Origin of the sequence: Arthrobacter rhizosphaerae, from assembly GCF_023062595.1 — a bacterium.
Classification (GTDB): Bacteria; Actinomycetota; Actinomycetes; order Actinomycetales; family Micrococcaceae; genus Arthrobacter; species Arthrobacter rhizosphaerae.
Genome location: NZ_JALLAN010000013.1, coordinates 102,583 through 122,259, shown reverse-complemented (window position 1 = coordinate 122,259; position 19,677 = coordinate 102,583). Strand labels below are relative to the sequence as shown.

Sequence of the window (19,677 nt, the reverse complement as noted above, 5' to 3'; positions counted from 1 at the left end):
ATCAGAACTTCAGATCGATGATTTTGCGCATCCACAAACCGCCTATGGTCATCATGATTACGGAGGCTGCGATCATCCCCCATCCCAGGGGGTTGGTGAACATGGAGTTCATATATCCAGGGTTTACCGCCATCAGCATGACTACGATGCCAATGGGCAAAGCCATGAGGATATAGGCCGAGAACTTTCCCTCGGCCGCGAGCGCTTTGATATGCCCCTTGATCTCGGAGCGTTCACGAATGGTTTCATTCACCTGATCGAGGACCTCCGCCAAATTGCCGCCTACCTCACGATTGATTTGGATCGCTTGTGCTATCCAGACGAAGTCCTCGTTCTTCATCCGCTCGGAGGTGTCGGTCAACGAGGCCAGCAGATCGCGCCCGAGGCTGGTTTCGGTGATTACGCGGCGCATCTCTTCCGACGTCGGGCTCTGCGATTCATTGGCGGCGGCATCCACGGCACGGAGGATGCTGTGACCGGCGCGAAGTCCACCGGCAAGCAGTTGAAGGGTGTCGCCGAGCTGTTCATCGAATCTGTTGCGCCTCTTACCGGCCAGGACGTTCAAGACCACGTGGCCAACGAAAGGTGCGAGGATAAACAGGAGTATGGCGGGGATCGGTCCAAGTACTATCAGCCCGATCAATGCACCCACCACCCCACCTGCCAGAACCAGGACAATGAATTCAGCCTGGGTCATGCGAAGTCCTGCATGTTCCAACGCATCCCGGTTAAAGAGGCGAAGATTTCCGCCGGCGAGGGCTCTGTCAAAGGTACCGACTGTTTTACCGGCGATACGGGTCAGCTGCGAGGGAGCGTTGCCTTCGAAGGGCCGCCGTCTGTTGAGGGGTATTTCAGGAGCGGGGCGGACGATGAGGGCAACACCCAAGAGAACGGCCGCCGCAAGGAAAAGAACCGCTCCGACTGTCAACATCATGGCCGGCCCACATTCGGGACAGCGGGAGCAGCAGGAGTGGCGAAGACCCCCGGGGACACATGGATACCCAGATCTTCAAAGCGGTCGATAAACCGAGGCCGGATTCCGGTGGCAACAGGGCTGCCCATGAAGCGCCCATGCTGATCCACGCCTGCTGAATAGTCAAAGACAAAAGCATCCTGAAGCGTAACGATGTCGCCTTCCATGCCCTGGACTTCCGTTACGTGGGTGATTCGCCTTGTGCCATCCCGCAGACGGGAAATCTGGACGATCAGATTCACGGCAGACGCAATTTGTTCGCGAATGGCCCTCAGCGGTAGGTCCATGCCCGCCATCAGTACGAGTGTTTCGAGGCGTGCCACAGCATCGCGAGGAGAGTTGGAGTGCACGGTCGAGAGGGACCCGTCATGTCCGGTGTTCATGGCCTGAAGCATGTCCAGGGACTCTCCGCCACGGACCTCGCCCACCACTATGCGGTCGGGCCGCATCCGGAGGGAATTTCGGAGCAGCTCACGGATCGTCACTTCACCCTTCCCCTCGGTATTAGGTGGACGGCTTTCCAGCCTCACCACATGCTCCTGCTGGATCTGGAGCTCGACGGCGTCCTCGATAGTCACGATTCGTTCATTCGCCGGGAGGAAAGATGAAAGCACGTTCAGAAGGGTTGTTTTCCCGGTACCCGTGCCACCGGAAACAATGATGTTGAGCTTTGCCTTTACACAGGCGTTCAGCAGCTCCGCCATTTCCGGCGTGAGCGTCCCGAAATCGATCAGGTTGCGCACCGTCAGGGGCACCTTGCTGAATTTTCGGATAGTGAGAGAAGAGCCTCCAACTGCGAGTGGCGGGATCACGGCATTAACACGGGAGCCGTCTTCGAGCCGGGCATCTACAAGAGGTGAAGATTCGTCGATGCGCCGTCCCACCTTTGACACGATCCGTTCAATTACTTTCCGCAGATGGGCTTCAGAACTGAAGCGGGAATCGGTCAGCGTCAATTGTCCCTTGCGCTCCACATAGATCTGGTCCATGCGGTTCACCATGATCTCGGTGACGGCCGGATCGTCAAGCAGTCGCTGAAGCGGCCCGTAACCCAGGACGTCGTCGGCCACGTCACGAACAAGCCGTGATCGCTCCTCGGCTGAAAGGGGAACCTGTTCTGTGTCGATAATCCGCGTCAGCTCTTCGCGCGCGCTGGTCCTGAGCTCGTGTTCGGTGACGGCAGAATCGTTAAAGCGCGATCCCATGCGCTCAAACAACGCTGTAGCGGCACGCTCCTTAAGGGCGGCAAAGACGTCAACCGGTTGCTGTGTTTTCGGTTTGACCTGATCAAACTGATCAGCGAAACCCCCACCGGAAGGAGCGCTCGCCGCTGCTGCATGGGGAGTCGGAGGTGCTGCTGGACCAGACTTGGTGGCCTGACGGCTGATAGCGGTGAGCCTGGATTCACTCGGCTTTGACGGGCTTGGCGGTGCTACCCGAGTGTTGTGAGCGGCCGCGGGAGAGGCTCCGGCTACGGTTGCCTGTTGCGGCTGCCCCTTTACTTGGGCCGCCTGGATGCGCTCGGAGAGTTTCATTAGACAACCACCCTTCGGTGCAGCTTTCGTTGGGCCTGGGCTCGCCAGGTCGGATTGAACCTTTCCACAAGTTGGCGAAGCCCTTTGGTGGCCGGATCTTTTGCAGGCTCCTGGAGAACGGGAATGCCTCGATTGGTGGAAAAGGCGACTGCCCTGGAACGAGGGATACTAATGTCGACGGGAGCACCGATAGTGGACTCCACGTCTTGGACGGTCAGGCCCGCTTTTGCATCAGCCATGTTGAGGACTACGTGGCGCGTCTCCGGCAGTATGTCGAGTTGGCGCAGGACATCCAGCCCTGAGCGCAGTCCGCGCACACTCGGGATGTCCATGCCGCTGACCCATACAACGTCAGTGCACCGTTCCATGGCGGCCAAGCCGATCTCGGGGAGACCTGGTGCAGTGTCCACCACAACGTACTGGAACTCCTCCGCCAGCTGCTCCAGCAGACGGCTGATCTGTTCCGGAGCGATTTCGTCAGCTTCCACCGGGTTCGGTGGAGCGCAGAGGGCATAGATGCTTCCAGGATGGACAGTGAGGAAGGCCTTCATCACCAGGGAATCCTGGGCAGCTGCTGGGGAAACCGCGTCAGTAACGGTGTGCTCAGGATCCAGATAGAGCCCTGAGGCAACATCGCCGAACTGCAAGTCAAGGTCCACAATTACTACACTCATCGGCGCGATCTTGCCGAGCCCGATAGCGATGTTGGTTGCAATCGTTGTCTTACCCACTCCACCCTTGGGCGAAAACACACCTATAACGAGCCCCTTGGGCGTCGCTGGACTCCCTGGTTGTTTTGGTTCCTGCGCCCTGTGGCGGCTTACGAATGATTGGCATGCCCGTTCCAGGAGCACACGGATCTGGGCGGGATCGGAAGCGGGGCTGAGAATATCGCGAATGCCCGCGCGCATGGCGTGCAGGATGAACGATGGATCCGGTTCATTGACCAGGACGACACTCAGTTCGGGAAAACCGACGGCCAACACCGTGGAGAGGCGGAGTGCGTCCTCCACAGCAACCTCGGGACCCAGGATTAGGACCTGGGGAAATTCCTGGTCCAACTGGGTAAACAGCTCGTGGGGATCAGCGGGCAGAGCACTCGTAAAGAAGGTTTGAACACCACCTTGGAGTCCGCCGGCTACGGCCTGACGCACACGGCTGTCGAACCCGACGTCGGGAGTCACCAGTACGAAGCGGCTCACTTGTACACCTCCGTGCGATCAAAGATACGGGGTCCGTTGTCTTGGGCATCAAGGGGTTCTCGCGTGAGCCAGATACTCGCAAACTCGGATGCGAAAATGATTTTGGCTGCCTCCACGTCGTTCACTGCCACAGTGAGCATCAGTGAACCAGTTGGGAGGGTTGAATCCCGGGGATTGGCCGACGGCGTTGCCCCCGCTGTTGGTGCCGGTTGCGCGGCGGCTGGAGCTTCAGGTGCCCGTTGGACTGCCGTTACCAGAGCCTTGTGGACGGAGAACTGCGTGGTCTCCTTGTCAGCTTTGGCCTCTATGCCGCCCTTCTCCATGGAGATGAAGACGCCGACGTGGTCGCCGGGTGTTATCCGCCCGCCGACGACGCGCTGGGGCTCGAGCTGGAAGGACACCTCCTGCAGCCCGGGCGGTACCTTTACTGAGCCAGAGGCTTTCAGTTCCTCAGGTGCCACGAGGCGCTCCTCCACAAGTTGTTCACCCGGAACGAGGTCCACTGCGGCTACTTTGCCTGTGATTCCGTCGAAGGATTTAAGGGAACTCTTGGTAACGGATGCGCCCGGCAACTGCTCAATGGCCACCGACGCCTTGATGGCTTCGACGGGTGTACCGGCTGGGATCGCCGTCTTCACTACCAGTACATCCACAGGCTCCATGTTTTGAACCGCCCGCTGGTCAGCTCCCTGGGCGTAGGTGAACATGAGCACGGCGCCGATGATGGCCAGCACTACTGCTGCGACGCCTGCCAACAATCGTGACTTCACTTACTGCTCCTGTGTGGGTTCGGGTTTCTCACGGTGCGCTAACCGCTTATTTCGACGACGGTGACCCCGTCTGGGTCTACTTCGCCCAACTCATAGCCGTCTGCCAAGGAAACGTATTCGATAAAAGTGCCGATGATGCCTCGGCATGGTTCCCGGCATTCAAGGCCAGACGTGTTGTCGGCCGATCTATTGCGGAAAGTGTAGGGAAGCCCGGGCGTGCCGAATTTCCACCCTTCCACGTTGAATGCGGCGAACGTCTTGAGTCCATAGACAGCGTTGTTCCCGGTGCCGGTAACGGCATTGAAGATAGGGAGTAGGAGGATGACATCTTTGCCGGCGTTCATGTCCGCCGCCCAGGAGTTCAGCGTGGCCTCGCAGTTCGGCGGTGGATTGTTTCCTGTATCTCCTCCAGCTGTGCTGGCCGCTATGTTTATTTGGGCGCCGCAAGCGCCAGTGTCCTGTTTTAGGCCACCGAAGCCACCTTCTACTGCCGCCCCGGAAGGACCGTAATTACAGTCAGGGTTGGCACCATTGCTATGCAGTTGGAGTAATTGCATCACCCCGGTCTGGTTGCGCACCTGGCAGATGGAGACGGTAATGGGGAATGGCGCTGGACCTTTCACCGGACTGCCCCACCGGACGCTGGATGTTGCATTGACCTCAGCAGTGGAAATACCAAGGGCGTTGGCGAAAAGCAGCGAAACCTTATGTGGTTCCTCGCCCTGTTCCTGGGCACTTGCCGTGACACTTACGGTGCGGTTCGTCAAATCGAGAGCCAGGGACCTTAGGTTGCTCTGGCCATCCAAGGCATTGCCGTTGACAATGGTCGCAGCAAGGGCGGAGGTCGTGGTGCAATTCGGATCGGCCTGGTCCCTGGCGCATCTCTGTGCCACCATCAGCGCTGCGGCGTCTGCACCGTTCTGGAGCTGTGCCTCTTCGGAATAGAGCTTTCCCACGTCCACAGCGAGGGCGGTGAAACCCAGCAGGACCACCATGAGGAGGGCAACAATGACGCTCATTCCGCCGCGTTCATGGTCCGGACTAAGTTTCAGCCGCCGCATTGCATCACGCCCCTGCCGGTCATGGTGAACGGTCCCGCTATGCCAGTTAGCGTTCTGAGCGAGTACGTGATCGTAACCGTCATCTGGCGGTCGGCCGTGCAGCCGCTTGTTCCATCGGTTGAACGGAAGGCGATATTGGAATCAGCGAGGGTGGGGTTGAGTGATACGACTGCATTCTTTGCAGCCGTCCGGGCCGATGCCTGATTGTTTGAGACTGCCATGACACGGACTCCTTCCCTGGCTGCATTGGTGAGGGAAACCTGAGCGTTGTAGGCCCGACCGAACTCCATGATTCCCAGCAAAAGCATGACGAGGATGGGTGCTACGAGGGCAAATTCGACCGCAGCCGCGCCGCGCTCGGAGTCCTTTGCCATGCCTTAGAGCCTTTCAAAGCGAAGCTGGTGGGAAACGTCGAGGGGTGGCAGAAGCTGCAGGCTTCTGCCACCCCGGGATGTCAGCGACTATGAGCAGGAACCGACTACAGGCGGAGTAGCGGACGGGTTGGAAGCTGTCCAGTTCTTCCCTGAGACCTCACATGCGGTTTTGTTGAACAGCTCGGTGAGCGTTGACCCCAGAAGGGTAACGGCGACGATGATGACAACTGCGATGAGGGCCACCATGATTCCGTATTCGACGGCGGTTGCGCCCTTTTCTTCACGACGAAGGCGGACTGCGGCTTTGGTGTAGAGAGAAAGCATTTGAGACTCCTGAGCGAGTTAAGGGGGAGGAGGCTGGTCCTGCACCAGCTCTGAAAAAAACATAGCAACGCTTGACGGGGTGTTGACTGGAACTTGCAACATCCTGTGCTAAGGCTTCCCAATCGGCCTTTTTCCTGCACAAATCCTGCGCAACCTGCGCTTTCACTGGCTTTAGCTCAAGAGGATCTTTCTCGGCATGATCCTGTTTTTGCCCGGCAGGTTTCGGGCGCACGCAAGAGGACCCCCCGCGGTCTGGGTTCCGCGGGAGGTCCGGTCTAGGAGGGGGAGTACCTGCTTGGCCAGGTTCTCCATCTGGGTATTTAGTTAGGGAATTCCCAATACGAGCTCGAGGTGGGCCGTCAATTCGTCATACCAGCCCAGCAGTTCGAGGCCGAAGAGGGTAATGCCTGTTATGACAATCATTGCCAGGAATGACATGAGCATTCCGTACTCTGTGGCGGTTGACCCACGCTCCTCATCGCTGAAGCTTCGGACGCGTCCTAAATTCGCCCAGAATTTCGAGGCTTGATGTAGGAACATGGCACGCCTACCTTGAGAACATTTCGACGATGCTCAACACCGTCGGTCCAAGGACCACAACGAAAAGCGTGGGCAGGATGAAGAAGATGAGAGGGAAGAGCATCTTGACAGGCATTTTCATGGCATGTTCTTCTGCACGCTGCTTCCTTTTGATGCGCATATCCTGGGCCTGAGCCTTGAGAACATTCGCGATCGCGACGCCATAGGCATCTGCCTGCACAACTGCGCGGACGAAGCTACGTACATCCGGAACGTCAACCCTGTCGGCCAAGGCGAGGTAGGCGTCCTTGCGGGACCTTCCCACCTGGATATCCTGCAAGGTCCGGATAAGTTCGTCGGCTAAGGGGCCAGATCCGTTGCTTCCTGCCCGTCCCATTGCCATTTCAAAGCCTAGGCCGGCCTGGACGGAAATCAGCATTTGATCCAGCGCGTTGGGCAGCTCCATACGGATGGCTTCCCGGCGCTTCTGTGCGTTGCTCCGAATGAGGATATCCGGGACAAAATAGCAGAGCGCCGTGACAGCCACCAAGATTAGGAAATTGGGTGCTGACGGAGAACTGAGGAAGAAAACCAGCCCGAGCCCTGCGCCGGCCAAGGCCAGCATCGGTTTGATCATAATGATTCGTGCCAGTGGCCATTCCTTGGGCCGCCCTGCCCCCGCCAACTGCTTGTCCAGCCAACCTGCATAACCCTTCGGCGTAAGACGCTCGCCAACCTGTGTGAGTCTTTCTTTTACGTCGATGCTTCCGCTCTTGGCCGTGACCTGCATGCCCAAATTGGCCTGGATTTTCCGAATGCCAGCTCGGTCGCCGGTGAAGACGAGGAAGGTCAGAAGTGTCACCGGGGCCACGATGGCCAGGATTCCGGCATATGCGATTACTTGCATCGAAAATCACCTGCTTTCTAGAATTTGGGCTTGACGATTTGCTTGAGCCATAGGCCGCCCACCGTCAGGAGGACTATGGCGACGGCAATGAGGACGTATCCCGCGACAGTGGTGAAGAAAACCCGGGAGTAAAGCGAATTGAACAGTGTTAATCCGATGAACATCACCACAGGCAGCGCCATCAAAACGACTGCCGACATTCGTCCCTCTGCACTGAGTGCACGGATTTGGCCCCGCACTTGGTTGCGGTCTCTTACAGTGTCGCCGAGGTGATCCAGGACCTCGGCCAAGTCACCGCCCACCTCCCTGTGTATTTCGATGGCTTGGGCAATCGCCATAAAGTCTTCGCTCTGAGTTCGCCGTGCCACCTCGCTGAGGGATTCACCCAAGTCGCGGCCAATCCTGGTCTCGTTGACGATGCGGCTCAATTCTTCCGCCATTGGCGCTTGGCTTTCCTGGGCGGCTGCATCGACTGCCCGTAGCAGGCTATGACCAGCCCGCAGCCCTCCGGCCAACATCTGGAGGGTATCGGGTACCTGCTCATCGAACTGGCGCCGGCGGCGTGCCGCCAGCAGGTTAAGAACCAGATGAAAAATTAACGGCGATACTACAGCGAGCAAAAGGGCTGGCACTACCCCTCCCAGGAAGAATCCGAAAACGGTTGCCAGGAGAGCGGCGACTCCAGCCATGAGGAGATAGTCGCCCGGGTCCTTCTTGAGCCCGCACTCGTCCAGGCGGTCCCTGGTCAGGAGTCCCGGGCCCCGCTGTTTGACACCTTTGTTCAATGCACCAACGGCTTGGTCTGTCAGGCGGGTTAGACCCGACGTATGCATGACTACATCGGGACGCCGGCGGGAGAGCGGGACCCCGGGCCGGGACTTAAGGACGACCCAGCCCAGCAGAAAGAGGGCGAGGTAGACCAGGAACAGCCCCACAACGAGGACCGCGGGGGAGGCCTCTTCCGGCAGCACGGCTACCGCCCCCTGGCCTTGGGGTTACCTGCCATTTGTACCCCAAAAACGTGGGGGGAGATCGGGATCCCCAATTCAGCAAATCGGTCAGTGAAGCGAGGCCGCACGCCTGTGGGGACTGGCTTGCCTAGGAAACGACCGTTTGCGTCAACGCCTGCCGAGTAATCAAACACGAATGCATCCTGAAGGGTGACGACGTCGCCTTCCATGCCTTGCACCTCGGTGATGTGGGTGACACGGCGTGTGCCGTCACGAAGCCTTGAAATGTGCACTATAAGGTTGACGGCAGACGCCACTTGCTCGCGGACCGCCCGCAATGGAATGTCCATTCCGGCCATTAGGACCAGGGTTTCCAGTCGCGCGATGGCATCACGCGGTGTGTTGGCGTGCACGGTTGAGATGGATCCGTCGTGCCCGGTGTTCATGGCTTGCAGCATGTCAAGGCACTCGCCACCACGGACTTCGCCCACCACGATGCGGTCAGGCCGCATGCGGAGAGAGTTTTTCACCAGGTCTCGGATAGACACCTCGCCCTTACCTTCAATGTTTTGCGGGCGGCTTTCCAAACGAACCACATGGTCCTGCTGGAGTTGGAGTTCAACAGCATCCTCAATGGTGACGATCCTGTCCTCAGTGGGTATGAATGAGGACAATACATTCAGCAACGTCGTTTTGCCGGTACCGGTACCGCCGGAAACGATGATGTTCAACCTCGCAAGGACACAGGCTTGCAGGAGTTCAGCCATCTCGGGGGAGAGGCTACCAAGGGCGATGAGGTTGTGCACGGTCAGTGGATCACTGCCGAACTTACGGATGGTGAGCGCGGGACCATTGACGGCAAGCGGCGGGATGATCGCGTTGACACGGGAACCGTCGGAGAGCCGGGCGTCGACGAGCGGTGACGATTCGTCGATGCGGCGGCCTACCTTGGATACGATGCGCTCGATAACCCTGCGCAGCGCTTCGTCGGAGGTGAACTTCGTGTCAGTCAAAAAGAGCCGACCCTGCCGTTCAACGTAGACCTGGTCGAAACGGTTGACCATAACTTCAGTAATGGAGGGGTCATCCAGGAAGCGCTGGATGGGACCATGGCCAAGAACGTCGTCGATGATCTCCCGGATCAGCCGTTGTCGCTCGGGGCCGGAAAGGGGAACCTGTTCTTCGTCAACGACGATTTTCAGTTCATCCCGCACGTACTGGTGAAGTTCAGCCTCTTCCAGAGAGGAATCGGTGATGCGCGAGCCAAGCCGTTCGTAGAGTGCCTGACTGGCGCGTTCCTTCAGCGCATTAAGCGCCTCGCTGGCCACTGCAGCAGTTTGCGGCATGTCCAGAGCAACTACGGCACTTGCTGCGGCTTGGGCCGTCTTGGCTTCCTGAATCTTGCCCAGGGTGGCTGGCACCGGGGGTGCCTGGAAAACGCCTTCATAGGGATTGTTTTGCTTCGGCTCCGGATTGGGCTTGCCTTCACCCCTGAGCTGTTGGAAGCGATCGGTGAGGCTCACTGTACTACCGCCCTTCGGTGCAGTTGCTTATGGGTTCTTGCTTCCCAGTCTGGTTTGAAACGGTCAACGAGTTTTCGTAGGCCTTTGGCCGCCGGATCGCGGCTTCCGTCTTGAAGTACAGGTACTCCTTTGTTGGTGGAAAACGGGAGTGACTTGGACCGAGGCAGAACCACATCTACGGGCGCGTTGATGGTTGCTTCTACGTCCGTGAGCGTAAGGCCACCCCTTTTGTCTGCCATATTCAGTACAACGTGGCGTTGCGCTGGCATGAGGTTTAGCTCGTTCAGGATTTGGAATCCGGTGCGGAGGCCACGAATGCTCGGGACGTCCATGCCGCAAATCCATACCGCATCCGTTGCGTGCTCCAGAGTTGCCAGGACGTGTTCTCCCAGGCCAGGGGCGGTGTCCACGATGATGTAATGGAACTCCTGCCGTAGCTGGGTAAGGAGATGAGAGATGTGTTCTCCCGTGATCCTGTCCATTTCCACTGGATTCCGTGGGGCGCACAATGCATAGATGCCCGCAGGATGGACTGTAAGGTACGTCTTGAGGACCATCGAATCCTGGCTCGCCGCTCCCACCACGGCATCCGTAATGGTGTGCTGGGGTTCCAGCATCAATCCGCTGGCGACGTCACCAAACTGGAGATCAAGGTCAACAATGACCACGCTCATGGGGGCAGCCTGACCCAGGCCGATAGCAAGGTTGGTGGCCACGGTGGTTTTGCCCACGCCACCCTTAGGCGACATTACAGCGATGATGCGGCCGCCCTCACCATGATCGGCATGCTCGGAGGTGCTCGGGGCGAGGCCACGTCGCCGACCGGCGGCCGCAAGACTTGCTCTCTCGAGCATGATCCTGATGGCGTCCGGGTCTGCTGCAGGGTCCAACAAGTCCCGGACCCCGGACCGCATGGCTTGGATGACGACTTCCGACGATTCAGGCACCACGAGTACCACGCTGATTTCGGGATACTGAAGGTCCATCACGCCGGCGAGCTTAAGAGAATCTTCGACCGGAAGCCCAGGGCCCAGGATAAGTACCTCCGGAGGTTCCCCCACGAGCTGCCGGAGGAAGTCCTGTGGGCCTTCGGGCAGATAGTCGGCCTGGAATGTCTGGAGGGAACCGTGCATTCCGGATGTAGCCAAGCGGGCACGGTGCTCGAAGTCATTGTTCGGAGTGATCAGTACGAAGCGGCTCATCGGAATATCCTGGTTGCATCCACAACACCGTTGTTGCTCTCTACGGCGTTTCCGGGCTCCTTGGACAAATAGATGTGCCCGAACTCAGTGGCGAAGACGATACGTTCGGCGTCAGAAGAATTTCGCGCAAGAGTAATGAGATAGGTCTCATCACTCTCAGTGTCTTTCTTCGCGGACAAGGCACCCTCGGCAGGGTTCTCCTCAACAGGAGCGGAGTTCGACTTGGCGGCGCTGCCGTTACTGTATTGGGCGGCTGTTACAAGGACCTTGTGGAAAGTAAGCTGCGTGCCTCCCGACGTCGAGATTTTCTCACCAGTGGCAGCATTAGTTGTTTCACCCTCCAGAGAGATAAAAACCCCAACCGTGTCGCCGGCCTTCAAGGCTCCGCCGACAACGCGCTCGATGGGCAGCTTCAGTGTGATCTCCTGCAACCCCTCAGGAACCTGGGCTCGCGCCTTTCCCAGGAAGGCATTGGGCTCCACCATTCGTGTTGAGAGCAACTGCTCTCCCGGCATCAACGACACGGCGGTGACCTTGTTGCCCAGCTCGCTTAGATCCGTCACGGGATCCGCGGCGAGGGCGAGTTTTGGAACTTCCTTTTTGACGACGGAGTCGGTCAACTTGTCTACGCCGGTTCCAGCCGCGATGGCTTTCTGTACGACGTAGACCGTCTCCGTTTCAGTGTTAGCCAAGGCCCGTTTATCTGCAGTTTGCACATATGAGACCAGTAACACCGTTCCTATGATTGCCACAAGTAGTGCGGCGATGCCTCCCAGTAGGCGTGTTTTCACTTTATTTCCCCTTAAAAGTAGACCGTTTCAATTGCTGATTTGTTGTGTCCTAATCGATGAGCCGAAAAGTGACTGTTCCCATGTCGTCCCCGACGCCCGCGCCTCCCCCGAAGGATTCAATGGACTCGTACTTGATGAATTGCCCGATGATCCCCAGGCATTCGCCCTTGCATTCGTCGGCTGGATCGGCAACGTCAGGGGCTTTATTGCGGAAGGAGCGTGGTTCATTCGAACCTCCACCGAACTTCCAGCCTTGGATGTCAAAGGTGGCGTAACCGCGAATATGGAACCAGCCTGTGGTGCCCGACCCGCCTGCTTCGTCGTAGACGGGGAAAGTAGCCAGGGCTTGACCGCCGCTGTTGATATCAGCGATCCAGGCGTTGAGCGTGGCATCGCATTCAGAGGCGTAATCCGCACCGGTATCCGAGGAAACGTTGGCGTCTGCATCCGTGGTGGCCATGCAGGGGCTGGATTGATCCAGCCACCCGAATCCGCCAGGAATGGTGTGCCCGGACGTTGAAGTGCAATCATCCATGCCTGGCTTGTAGCGGATAAGTTGGACTTCACCTGTCACGTCGCCCTCTGAAAGGTCGTACTGGCACTCGGAAAGAGCCAACGGAAAGCTACTCCCGGACGACGGCGGGTCAGCCACTGCTACCGCGTATGCACCTACCGTGACCGGATCCGCAGCCAGGGCGCTGGAGAACATCTGCCGGAGGAATCCTGCGCCGCTGGTTCCATCCCTTGTGGAGGTCCTCACCGTTACCTGGTTCGGTACGGACAGGTCCACTTCGGTGACGTTCGATCCGGCATCGTTGGCATTCGCGTTGGCAAGCGTTTGGGCAATCGCATCCGCTTCCGTTTGACTGCAACCTGTTTCGTAACATGCCTGAGCGACGGCCACTGCACCGGCGTCTGCCCCGTTCTGCAGTTGAGCCCTCTCAGCGTAAATCTGACCAGTGTCCACGGCCAGAGCGCCCGCGCCAATGAGCACAAGCATCATGACAGCTACGGTCACTCCCGCCGCTCCGCGTTCCTTGTCATTCTGGGGTTTGGTCAACCGCCACATCTCATGGCTCCTACTCCTGTGAGGGTGACCGTGCTGCCAAACAGTCCGGTCAGGGTGTTCGTTGTATATGAAATGTCTACGGTGGCGTTCTGATCGGCGGCACAAGCGGCCGGCGTAAAGGTGTAGACGAAAGTTTCTGTAGCCAAACCCGGGGCTCCAGCGGCACCCGCTGCCTGGGCCTGAGCCTGGTCATTGGTGATGGCCATGTTCCGGGCAGCTTCACGTGCTGCCTGCGTCACGGATATCTGCAGGTTGTAGGCATGTGAAAATTCGACGATGCCGGCCACCAAGGCCAGAAGAATGGGCGCAACGAGGGCAAACTCAACGGCTACGGCACCGCGGGCACGCTCGTTCTTGCTTGAATTGCTGCGTTTCAAAGGATCCCCCCAGGGACGGTTGCAGCCGGAGAATGAAAGATAGGAAGAAGGAAAATAAAGGTGTGCCGCGTCCGCGTTAGCGGACGCGGCACACCTCGTGTTGTAGAGACCAGCAGCCGGCCGGTTATGGCAGCTGTGGACCGTTCAGGCTTGTTACGGTGCGTCCCAGGTGCCGACTTCGACGCCCAGATCACTGAACCAGGTGTTAAGGGCGGTGCCGAAGGCCGTTACACCAACGATGATGAGGAACGCGATAAAGGCAATAAGCAGTGAATATTCTGTTGCTGTTGCGCCCTTTTCGGAAGCCAGGCGATCCTTTACGCCAGCGATAAATGCCATCATTGAGACCATAAGAGAAGTCATTTTATTATTCCTTTTCAAGAGATTGAATTACATTGAATTGGTTTACGGACTTCCAGTTGCCCCCATTTCCCAGACGTCTGGAGTTCCGTTAGGACAACAATTGCATGGGGTAAACAGGGGGAACAATGAGTGGAAGTACTCGTCTTTTTTCAACGAAATTCAGGGCAGCACTTAGCCAAGAATTGGGTGTACTCAGTTTCTTGAGGGCTTCTTGAGCGCCGACTACTTGGTTTGCCAAGCAGACTTAGTAATTCAAGCGAAATGCAGGCGGCCGGACGTCAGATTGGCAGCAGAATAACAGCAAGAGCCGCGGCAAACATGGACGGTCCGAAGGCTACTTCTGCGGGCTTTTCTCCGCGCGCTGCCCTTACCAGGACGGCCGTGACCACGCCGCCCGCCACGAACCCGAGGGCGCCGCCATAGAACACCTGCGACCAACCCAAGTAGCCAAGGTACAGACCGAGTGGTGCGGCAAGTTTCACGTCACCCATCCCGATGCCGCGAGGCGAAATTATTGCCAAAATCAGGTAAATAACGAAGAGAATTGCCCCCGCAACGACCCCCCGGAGCAGTGCACCCCAGGACGGGGAGGCAGCTGCCGCAGTGGCCAGCAATACAGCGCCGGCTATGAGGAGCGCTAACACCAGCCGATTGGGCAAAAGGTGATGGCGAATATCAATCAACGCAAGCTGCACGGCAAGAATTACCAGGACTAAGTAGGCCGCGAGTGCCCAGGACTGACCAAACCTAAATGCCATGGCGGCCGAAAGTGCCCCGGTGAGTGCCGCCGTCGTGAGTTTGAACCGTACCGACGTGTCCAGGGAGAGCTGTGGAACGACTTTTCGGACACCGATCTCCGCCAGTAAACCCAGGCCGGCGCCAAGCAGGCCAATCATCAGGACGAACAACGGCATAATGGCCTCACCAGTGGGATACACGGACACGTTGCTCCTTATGAGGCAGGTCTGATATTCGGGACTGTCGTTCGGGTCTGATGCTGGGCCGGCAGGTAGATGGAGAGCGGATGCCCTGTCCGGTTACCCCCATTTTGACCCGGACGGCCCTGCCACGGTATATTTGACAGTCGTTGTGCGTGTCCTATCTCGATGATGCGTGCCCGCTTGAGAATCCGGTTGCAGGATAACTACTCAACGAGCACATTCGGGACTTCAGGATGACTGGTTACATAGAGCCCTCACCTCTGTTCCGGTAGCGCATAGATAGTAGGTGCACACGCTTGAGTGACACCTAAAAAAGAACGCCAGAATAAGAACGAGGCAAAAACCGTGCGTACGTACACCCCGAAGCCCGGCGATATCAACCGCCAGTGGCACGTCATTGACGCCACAGACGTTGTCCTTGGTCGTCTCGCGAGCCAGACCGCAATCCTGCTGCGCGGCAAGCACAAGGCCACCTTTGCATCCCACATGGACATGGGCGACTTCGTCATCATCATCAACGCTGAAAAGGTTGCCCTCACCGGCGCCAAACTGGAGCAGAAGCGGGCATACCGCCACTCCGGTTACCCGGGCGGCCTGACCTCCGTCAACTACGCGGAACTCCTGGAATCAAACCCGGTCCGCGCCGTTGAGAAGGCCATCAAGGGCATGCTCCCCAAGAACTCCCTCGCTGCCCAGCAGCTGGGCAAGCTGAAGGTGTACCGCGGTGCAGAGCACCCCCACGCCGCCCAGCAGCCCAAGACTTTCGAAATCACCCAGGTCGCCCAGTAGTCCTGGCCACCAAACAACTTATCTATACAAGGAGAACCGTGGCTCAGAACGAAGAGACCACCGAAGCCGTTGCGGCTGAGGAAACCCTGACCAGCTACACCTCGGAAAGCGGTCCTGCGGAAGCAGAAGCGCCCAAGAAGGAACGCCCGGCACTGACCGTTGCCGGCGCCGCAGTTGGCCGTCGTAAAGAAGCCGTGGCACGTGTTCGCATCGTGCCGGGTACCGGCAAATGGATCATCAACGGCCGCGAGCTGGCCAATTACTTCCCGAACAAGCTGCACCAGCAGGACGTCAACGAGCCCTTCAAGATCCTTGATCTGGATGGCGCCTACGACGTCTTCGCACGCATCCACGGTGGTGGCATTTCCGGCCAGGCCGGTGCCCTGCGCCTCGGCATCGCCCGTTCATTGAACGAGATCGACACCGAGAACAACCGCGCCACTCTGAAGAAGGCCGGCTACCTCCGCCGAGACGCACGCGTCATCGAGCGTAAGAAGGCAGGCCTCAAGAAGGCCCGTAAGGCTCAGCAGTACTCCAAGCGCTAATTTCGCTTCCCGGAAGCCCGTCCTGTTTACAGGGCGGGCTTCCGTCGTTTAAGCCACTGGCATCGGGCGACTCCACAGGCTATTCCCGCAGGTCGAAAACAATCGCGTTCCCTACAGGCTGTTCATCAAAGTTCGCCTTGACCCACGTGAAGATGCGCACAGCCTCGCCTCCCGCGCTGTCCCTTGCCAGGAGGTCGTCTTGGGCTATGAGGAATCCAATACGGTTCTGTTTCACCAATAGCTGGAACTGCTCCAGCGTTGGCGCCGGATCCTGCCCCAGCCAGCCGCCCAAGGCCACAACCGGTCTCTTGGACTCCAGTTGGTAGAGGGCGGCATTCTGAGCAGTGATTGTCGCCGCAGCCCAGGTTTGATCATCCGTTTCGGTTGCGAGTTTTCGGACCAGGTCCGAATCTGGTGGCGCGCCGAAGGCCAGTTGCAGGGACCGTTGATCGAGTCCCGCTTTCGCCGCTTCGAACTTCTTGGACAGGGACCCGTCGACGTTGGAGGCCGGCCCGGAGAGGGGATTGGTGCCCGCCTGAGGCCTGGTGACGGTGTATGCATTGGTAGCGAGCGGGCCCAGCAGGAGAGAGGCTCCCACTGCTGAAACCACTATTAGTCGATGTCGCGTGCCGGGCAGCATCCAGAGGACGCAGGCACATCCTCCCACAACCAGGATGAGGATCTGCCAGCCGGGTGGCCACTCATTGCTGTAGGTCACGATTCGGCCAGCCAGATAAGCCGAGGCCATGATGAGAACGGCGCCGATCATCCGTGTAATGATCCGGTCGCGGCCGCCCCAGAGCTGCTGCAAACCAAGTGGTATTACCAAGGCCATCGGGGCGGCCAAAGAAAACGTGTAATAGCTGTGAACCATGGTGCCGGCAAAGGTAAGAACCGTCATTCCGGTGAGGAACCAGACGGCCGACAGCGCTGGCAGGGGCTGGATCCGTACCCACTTCCCAGGCGCACGGAGCAGCAACAACACCACAGAGCAGCCGAAGGCAATAAACAATAACCAGGCCGCTTCCTGGGCGAAGTTTGCGTCGAATAGGCGTGACAGCCCTGACCGAACGACGCCGTCGACCCCTTGGCTGGAGGAAACAGCTCCTGTGTTGTCTTCCGAGCCGAAGCGGAGGAAACGAGCCAGCCCATTGTAGTTTGTGGTCAGCTGCACGGCACTGTTCATGGATGATCCACCCATATATGGCCGCTGATCCGGCGGGGTGAGATCAACCACGGCAATCCACCAGCCACCGCTAACCGCCATCGCGGCGATGGTGGATACAAGCCGCACAGTACGGGTGCGCAATTGTCCTGTACCCAGGAGAAGCACCGTAAACACAATGGCGGGGATCACCACAAATGCCTGCACCTGTTTCGCCATAAAGGCGAAGCCCAAGGCTGCTCCGATCAACACGTACCATTTCCAGGCATTGTTCTCGAGGACACGGACAGTGAAATACACAGCAGCTACAACGAGGAGCCCCATGAGAGGTTCAGGGTTGTTGAAACGCGACATCAGAACCACCACTGGAGTGCTGGCGTAAATCAGTGCTCCGAAGAGGGCAGGAACCGCTGAGTGCTGCCGGCGAACGATCTTGTAGATCAGCCAGGTGGTCATGACGCCCATGAGCGCCTGCGGTACGAGTATGCTCCAAGAGCTCAACCCGAAAAGACGTACTGACAAGCCCGTCACCCAGACACTTAGTGGCGTCTTATCTATGGTGATGAGATTGCCGGCATCCACAGAACCAAAGAACCAGGCTTTCCAGTCAGTGGCACCGGCCTGCGCGGCAGCGGAATAGTACGGGTTGGCCCAGCCATTCCGGTCCAGCCCCCACAGGTACAGGAGAGCAGTCAAGCCAAGAACAACCAGTAAAGCTCGTTTTTCCCACCTTGGGACGGTTCCGTCCTTGCTTCCGATTTTTGTCTCGTTCTTCTCCTGGCCGGGAGTGGACACAGGGCGGGCTGAGGAAGAGGCCAGGTCGCCGTCGTAGACAGGCAAGCTGGAACCAAGGGAACTCACGCCGCGCCCTTTGCCGCAGCAGCTACAGTCGGAACCCTGGGGGAGCTGTTACGGCGAGCCACGCGGAACACCCAGAGCCGTAACAGCACGAACCGCATAAGCGTGGCCAGTACGTTAGCCGCAGTCAGGACCAGCAGTTCCATGTTCGGCCCCGCATCAGGACTGGCCGCGTGGAGTACCAGTAGGGACGATGACGTGATGGTCCATGCCAGCGCGAACACGACCAGGCCCTGGAACTGCTGTGTAAAGAGCCTCGTGGGTCCGCTGATACCGAAGGTGAATCGCCTGTTTGCGGCCGTATTTCCGATGGCCGTCAGTAACAGGGCCAGGAAGTTTGCCTCCTGAGCATCGAAGGTTGCCTGAAAAATGAGGAAAAGCAGCGCGAAGGCCACTGTGGAGACCGCACCGACGAGCCCGAAGCGGATTACCTGGCCGAAGAAGCTTGGGGTCCCCGGTGGAACTATGGGCCGTCGACCCAGCTCGGCGTAGATTGCCTGGACGGGGATGACGCCCTTGACGAGCGAGGTTCCAACGCGCAGCACGCCGCGTATATCGTCCAACGCTGTCTGCTTGATGTCCACGCGGCTGTCGGGATCATCCACCCAATCGACAGGGATTTCATGGATCCGCAGCCCGCATCGCTCCGCGATAATCAGCAGTTCGGTATCAAAGAACCAGCCGTTGTCCTCCACATGTGGGAGCAGACGTTGCGCTGCCTCCGCCCGGATTGCCTTAAACCCGCACTGTGCATCAGAAAACCTGACCTGCATGGTCCGCTTGAGCAGGAAGTTATAGGACCGGGAAATGAATTCACGTTTCGGACCGCGGCTGACCCTTGAGCTTTGCCCAAGCCGTGTCCCAATCGACAGATCGGAATGACCGGACAGGAGCGGTGCAACCAGAGGTGGCAAGGCTGCGAGATCAGTGGAGAGATCCACGTCAAGATACGCGAGCACTTCAGCAGTGGAAGCATTCCAGGCATCTCGCAAGGCATGCCCTCGGCCTTTTACTTCCAGTCTGCGAAACCCGACATTTGGTAATTGCTGCGCGAGACGGGCAGCAATTGCCGGAGTATTATCGGTGCTCGCATTATCTGCGATTGTTATTCTCCACGTTGAATTCATTTCAACGCTCAGGTAATTTACGAGCTTTACGATGCTTTTCTCGAGTACGGATTCCTCATTGAAAACCGGTACCACAATTTCTAGCGCCAAGCCCCCATAGCTAGGTGTCATGAATGGAATGCTAGGGTCCGCACTCTCGTGAAAGCGAGGGTAATCGGTAAAGTCGAGTACACATTCAGCAAAAACAAGTAGTCCTGAGTACCTGGCATTTAAAGTCAACCTGCCCAAGTGGTTGTGCCGGCGCAATCGGGCCCACTATCCGAGCCTCGCACTGCTTACAAGGGGGCCGGGAGATGGGCGGGGCGGCTCCAT

20 protein-coding genes are annotated in these 19,677 nt (G+C 58.3%); 2 read left to right on the top strand and 18 right to left on the bottom strand.

Annotated features, from left to right (window positions below; genetic code table 11):
• Position 1 precedes the first annotated feature (1 nt).
• From MU551_RS16940 to MU551_RS16865, 16 genes are all read right to left on the bottom strand, one after another.
• A complete protein-coding gene (locus MU551_RS16940) occupies positions 2 to 934 on the bottom strand; it encodes a type II secretion system F family protein (protein WP_247046487.1) in 933 nt (310 codons plus the stop codon).
• Complete coding sequence (locus tag MU551_RS16935) at positions 931 to 2,508, bottom strand: TadA family conjugal transfer-associated ATPase (RefSeq protein WP_247046485.1); 1,578 nt, start codon at positions 2,506 to 2,508, stop codon at positions 931 to 933. The genes MU551_RS16940 and MU551_RS16935 overlap by 4 nt, the downstream gene beginning before the upstream one ends.
• Positions 2,508 to 3,710 carry a CpaE/TadZ family protein gene (locus MU551_RS16930; RefSeq protein WP_247046483.1) on the bottom strand — a complete coding sequence of 401 codons (1,203 nt, stop codon included), beginning with the start codon at positions 3,708 to 3,710 and terminating at the stop codon, positions 2,508 to 2,510. Before MU551_RS16930 ends, MU551_RS16935 begins: the two co-directional genes overlap by 1 nt.
• On the bottom strand, positions 3,707 to 4,480 hold the full coding sequence (cpaB, locus tag MU551_RS16925) for a Flp pilus assembly protein CpaB (RefSeq protein WP_247046481.1): 774 nt from the start codon (positions 4,478 to 4,480) through the stop codon (positions 3,707 to 3,709). Before cpaB (MU551_RS16925) ends, MU551_RS16930 begins: the two co-directional genes overlap by 4 nt.
• Positions 4,481 to 4,518: 38 nt before the next feature.
• The gene (locus MU551_RS16920; protein ID WP_247046480.1) at positions 4,519 to 5,499 is read right to left on the bottom strand and encodes a pilus assembly protein TadG-related protein; all 981 of its coding nucleotides are present in this window, start codon (positions 5,497 to 5,499) and stop codon (positions 4,519 to 4,521) included.
• Between the two features lie 29 nt (positions 5,500 to 5,528).
• Positions 5,529 to 5,915, bottom strand: coding sequence for a TadE/TadG family type IV pilus assembly protein (locus MU551_RS16915; protein WP_247046478.1), 387 nt, complete (start codon positions 5,913 to 5,915; stop codon positions 5,529 to 5,531).
• Positions 5,916 to 6,002: 87 nt separating this feature from the next.
• The gene (locus MU551_RS16910; RefSeq protein WP_247046476.1) at positions 6,003 to 6,239 is read right to left on the bottom strand and encodes a Flp family type IVb pilin; all 237 of its coding nucleotides are present in this window, start codon (positions 6,237 to 6,239) and stop codon (positions 6,003 to 6,005) included.
• A 547-nt stretch (positions 6,240 to 6,786) separates the two neighbouring features.
• A complete protein-coding gene (locus MU551_RS16905; protein WP_247046475.1) occupies positions 6,787 to 7,665 on the bottom strand; it encodes a type II secretion system F family protein in 879 nt (292 codons plus the stop codon).
• A 17-nt stretch (positions 7,666 to 7,682) separates the two neighbouring features.
• Complete coding sequence (locus tag MU551_RS16900; protein WP_247046474.1) at positions 7,683 to 8,636, bottom strand: type II secretion system F family protein; 954 nt, start codon at positions 8,634 to 8,636, stop codon at positions 7,683 to 7,685.
• 2 nt (positions 8,637 to 8,638) lie between these two features.
• Positions 8,639 to 10,138, bottom strand: a complete 1,500-nt coding sequence (locus MU551_RS16895; protein ID WP_372489881.1) for a TadA family conjugal transfer-associated ATPase — start codon at positions 10,136 to 10,138, stop codon at positions 8,639 to 8,641.
• Positions 10,135 to 11,340 (bottom strand): CpaE/TadZ family protein, encoded by a 1,206-nt coding sequence (locus MU551_RS16890; protein ID WP_247046473.1) that lies wholly within the window; start codon positions 11,338 to 11,340, stop codon positions 10,135 to 10,137. Before MU551_RS16890 ends, MU551_RS16895 begins: the two co-directional genes overlap by 4 nt.
• Positions 11,337 to 12,131 (bottom strand): Flp pilus assembly protein CpaB, encoded by a 795-nt coding sequence (cpaB, locus tag MU551_RS16885; protein ID WP_247046472.1) that lies wholly within the window; start codon positions 12,129 to 12,131, stop codon positions 11,337 to 11,339. Before cpaB (MU551_RS16885) ends, MU551_RS16890 begins: the two co-directional genes overlap by 4 nt.
• Before the next feature lie 49 nt (positions 12,132 to 12,180).
• Positions 12,181 to 13,200 carry a TadE/TadG family type IV pilus assembly protein gene (locus MU551_RS16880; RefSeq protein WP_247046470.1) on the bottom strand — a complete coding sequence of 340 codons (1,020 nt, stop codon included), beginning with the start codon at positions 13,198 to 13,200 and terminating at the stop codon, positions 12,181 to 12,183.
• Positions 13,188 to 13,577, bottom strand: a complete 390-nt coding sequence (locus tag MU551_RS16875) for a TadE/TadG family type IV pilus assembly protein (protein WP_247046468.1) — start codon at positions 13,575 to 13,577, stop codon at positions 13,188 to 13,190. The genes MU551_RS16880 and MU551_RS16875 overlap by 13 nt, the downstream gene beginning before the upstream one ends.
• A 153-nt stretch (positions 13,578 to 13,730) precedes the next feature.
• On the bottom strand, positions 13,731 to 13,940 hold the full coding sequence (locus MU551_RS16870) for a Flp family type IVb pilin (protein WP_247046466.1): 210 nt from the start codon (positions 13,938 to 13,940) through the stop codon (positions 13,731 to 13,733).
• Between the two features lie 278 nt (positions 13,941 to 14,218).
• A complete protein-coding gene (locus MU551_RS16865; RefSeq protein WP_247046465.1) occupies positions 14,219 to 14,884 on the bottom strand; it encodes a prepilin peptidase in 666 nt (221 codons plus the stop codon).
• Positions 14,885 to 15,226: 342 nt separating this feature from the next.
• On the opposite strand from MU551_RS16865, the gene rplM reads away from it, so the two are divergent.
• Complete coding sequence (gene rplM / locus MU551_RS16860; RefSeq protein WP_015937805.1) at positions 15,227 to 15,670, top strand: 50S ribosomal protein L13; 444 nt, start codon at positions 15,227 to 15,229, stop codon at positions 15,668 to 15,670.
• 38 nt (positions 15,671 to 15,708) lie between these two features.
• Complete coding sequence (gene rpsI / locus MU551_RS16855; RefSeq protein ID WP_104172070.1) at positions 15,709 to 16,215, top strand: 30S ribosomal protein S9; 507 nt, start codon at positions 15,709 to 15,711, stop codon at positions 16,213 to 16,215.
• 79 nt (positions 16,216 to 16,294) lie between these two features.
• Here rpsI and MU551_RS16850 read toward each other — a convergent pair whose 3' ends face one another.
• Together MU551_RS16850 and MU551_RS16845 are read right to left on the bottom strand one after the other, a co-directional pair.
• Positions 16,295 to 18,241, bottom strand: a complete 1,947-nt coding sequence (locus MU551_RS16850) for an ArnT family glycosyltransferase (protein WP_247046464.1) — start codon at positions 18,239 to 18,241, stop codon at positions 16,295 to 16,297.
• The gene (locus tag MU551_RS16845) at positions 18,238 to 19,476 is read right to left on the bottom strand and encodes a bifunctional glycosyltransferase family 2/GtrA family protein (protein WP_247046463.1); all 1,239 of its coding nucleotides are present in this window, start codon (positions 19,474 to 19,476) and stop codon (positions 18,238 to 18,240) included. The genes MU551_RS16850 and MU551_RS16845 overlap by 4 nt, the downstream gene beginning before the upstream one ends.
• Between the last annotated feature and the right edge of the window lie 201 nt (positions 19,477 to 19,677).

Coding starts and splice junctions, on each gene's coding strand:
- MU551_RS16940 (WP_247046487.1), bottom strand. CDS start 934: ATGATGTTGACAGTCGGAGCGGTTCTTTTCCTTGCGGCGGCCGTTCTC.
- MU551_RS16920 (WP_247046480.1), bottom strand. CDS start 5,499: ATGAGCGTCATTGTTGCCCTCCTCATGGTGGTCCTGCTGGGTTTCACC.
- MU551_RS16905 (WP_247046475.1), bottom strand. CDS start 7,665: ATGCAAGTAATCGCATATGCCGGAATCCTGGCCATCGTGGCCCCGGTG.
- MU551_RS16870 (WP_247046466.1), bottom strand. CDS start 13,940: ATGACTTCTCTTATGGTCTCAATGATGGCATTTATCGCTGGCGTAAAG.
- MU551_RS16880 (WP_247046470.1), bottom strand. CDS start 13,200: ATGTGGCGGTTGACCAAACCCCAGAATGACAAGGAACGCGGAGCGGCG.
- MU551_RS16935 (WP_247046485.1), bottom strand. CDS start 2,508: ATGAAACTCTCCGAGCGCATCCAGGCGGCCCAAGTAAAGGGGCAGCCG.
- MU551_RS16915 (WP_247046478.1), bottom strand. CDS start 5,915: ATGGCAAAGGACTCCGAGCGCGGCGCGGCTGCGGTCGAATTTGCCCTC.
- MU551_RS16845 (WP_247046463.1), bottom strand. CDS start 19,476: ATGACACCTAGCTATGGGGGCTTGGCGCTAGAAATTGTGGTACCGGTT.
- MU551_RS16910 (WP_247046476.1), bottom strand. CDS start 6,239: ATGCTTTCTCTCTACACCAAAGCCGCAGTCCGCCTTCGTCGTGAAGAA.
- MU551_RS16890 (WP_247046473.1), bottom strand. CDS start 11,340: ATGAGCCGCTTCGTACTGATCACTCCGAACAATGACTTCGAGCACCGT.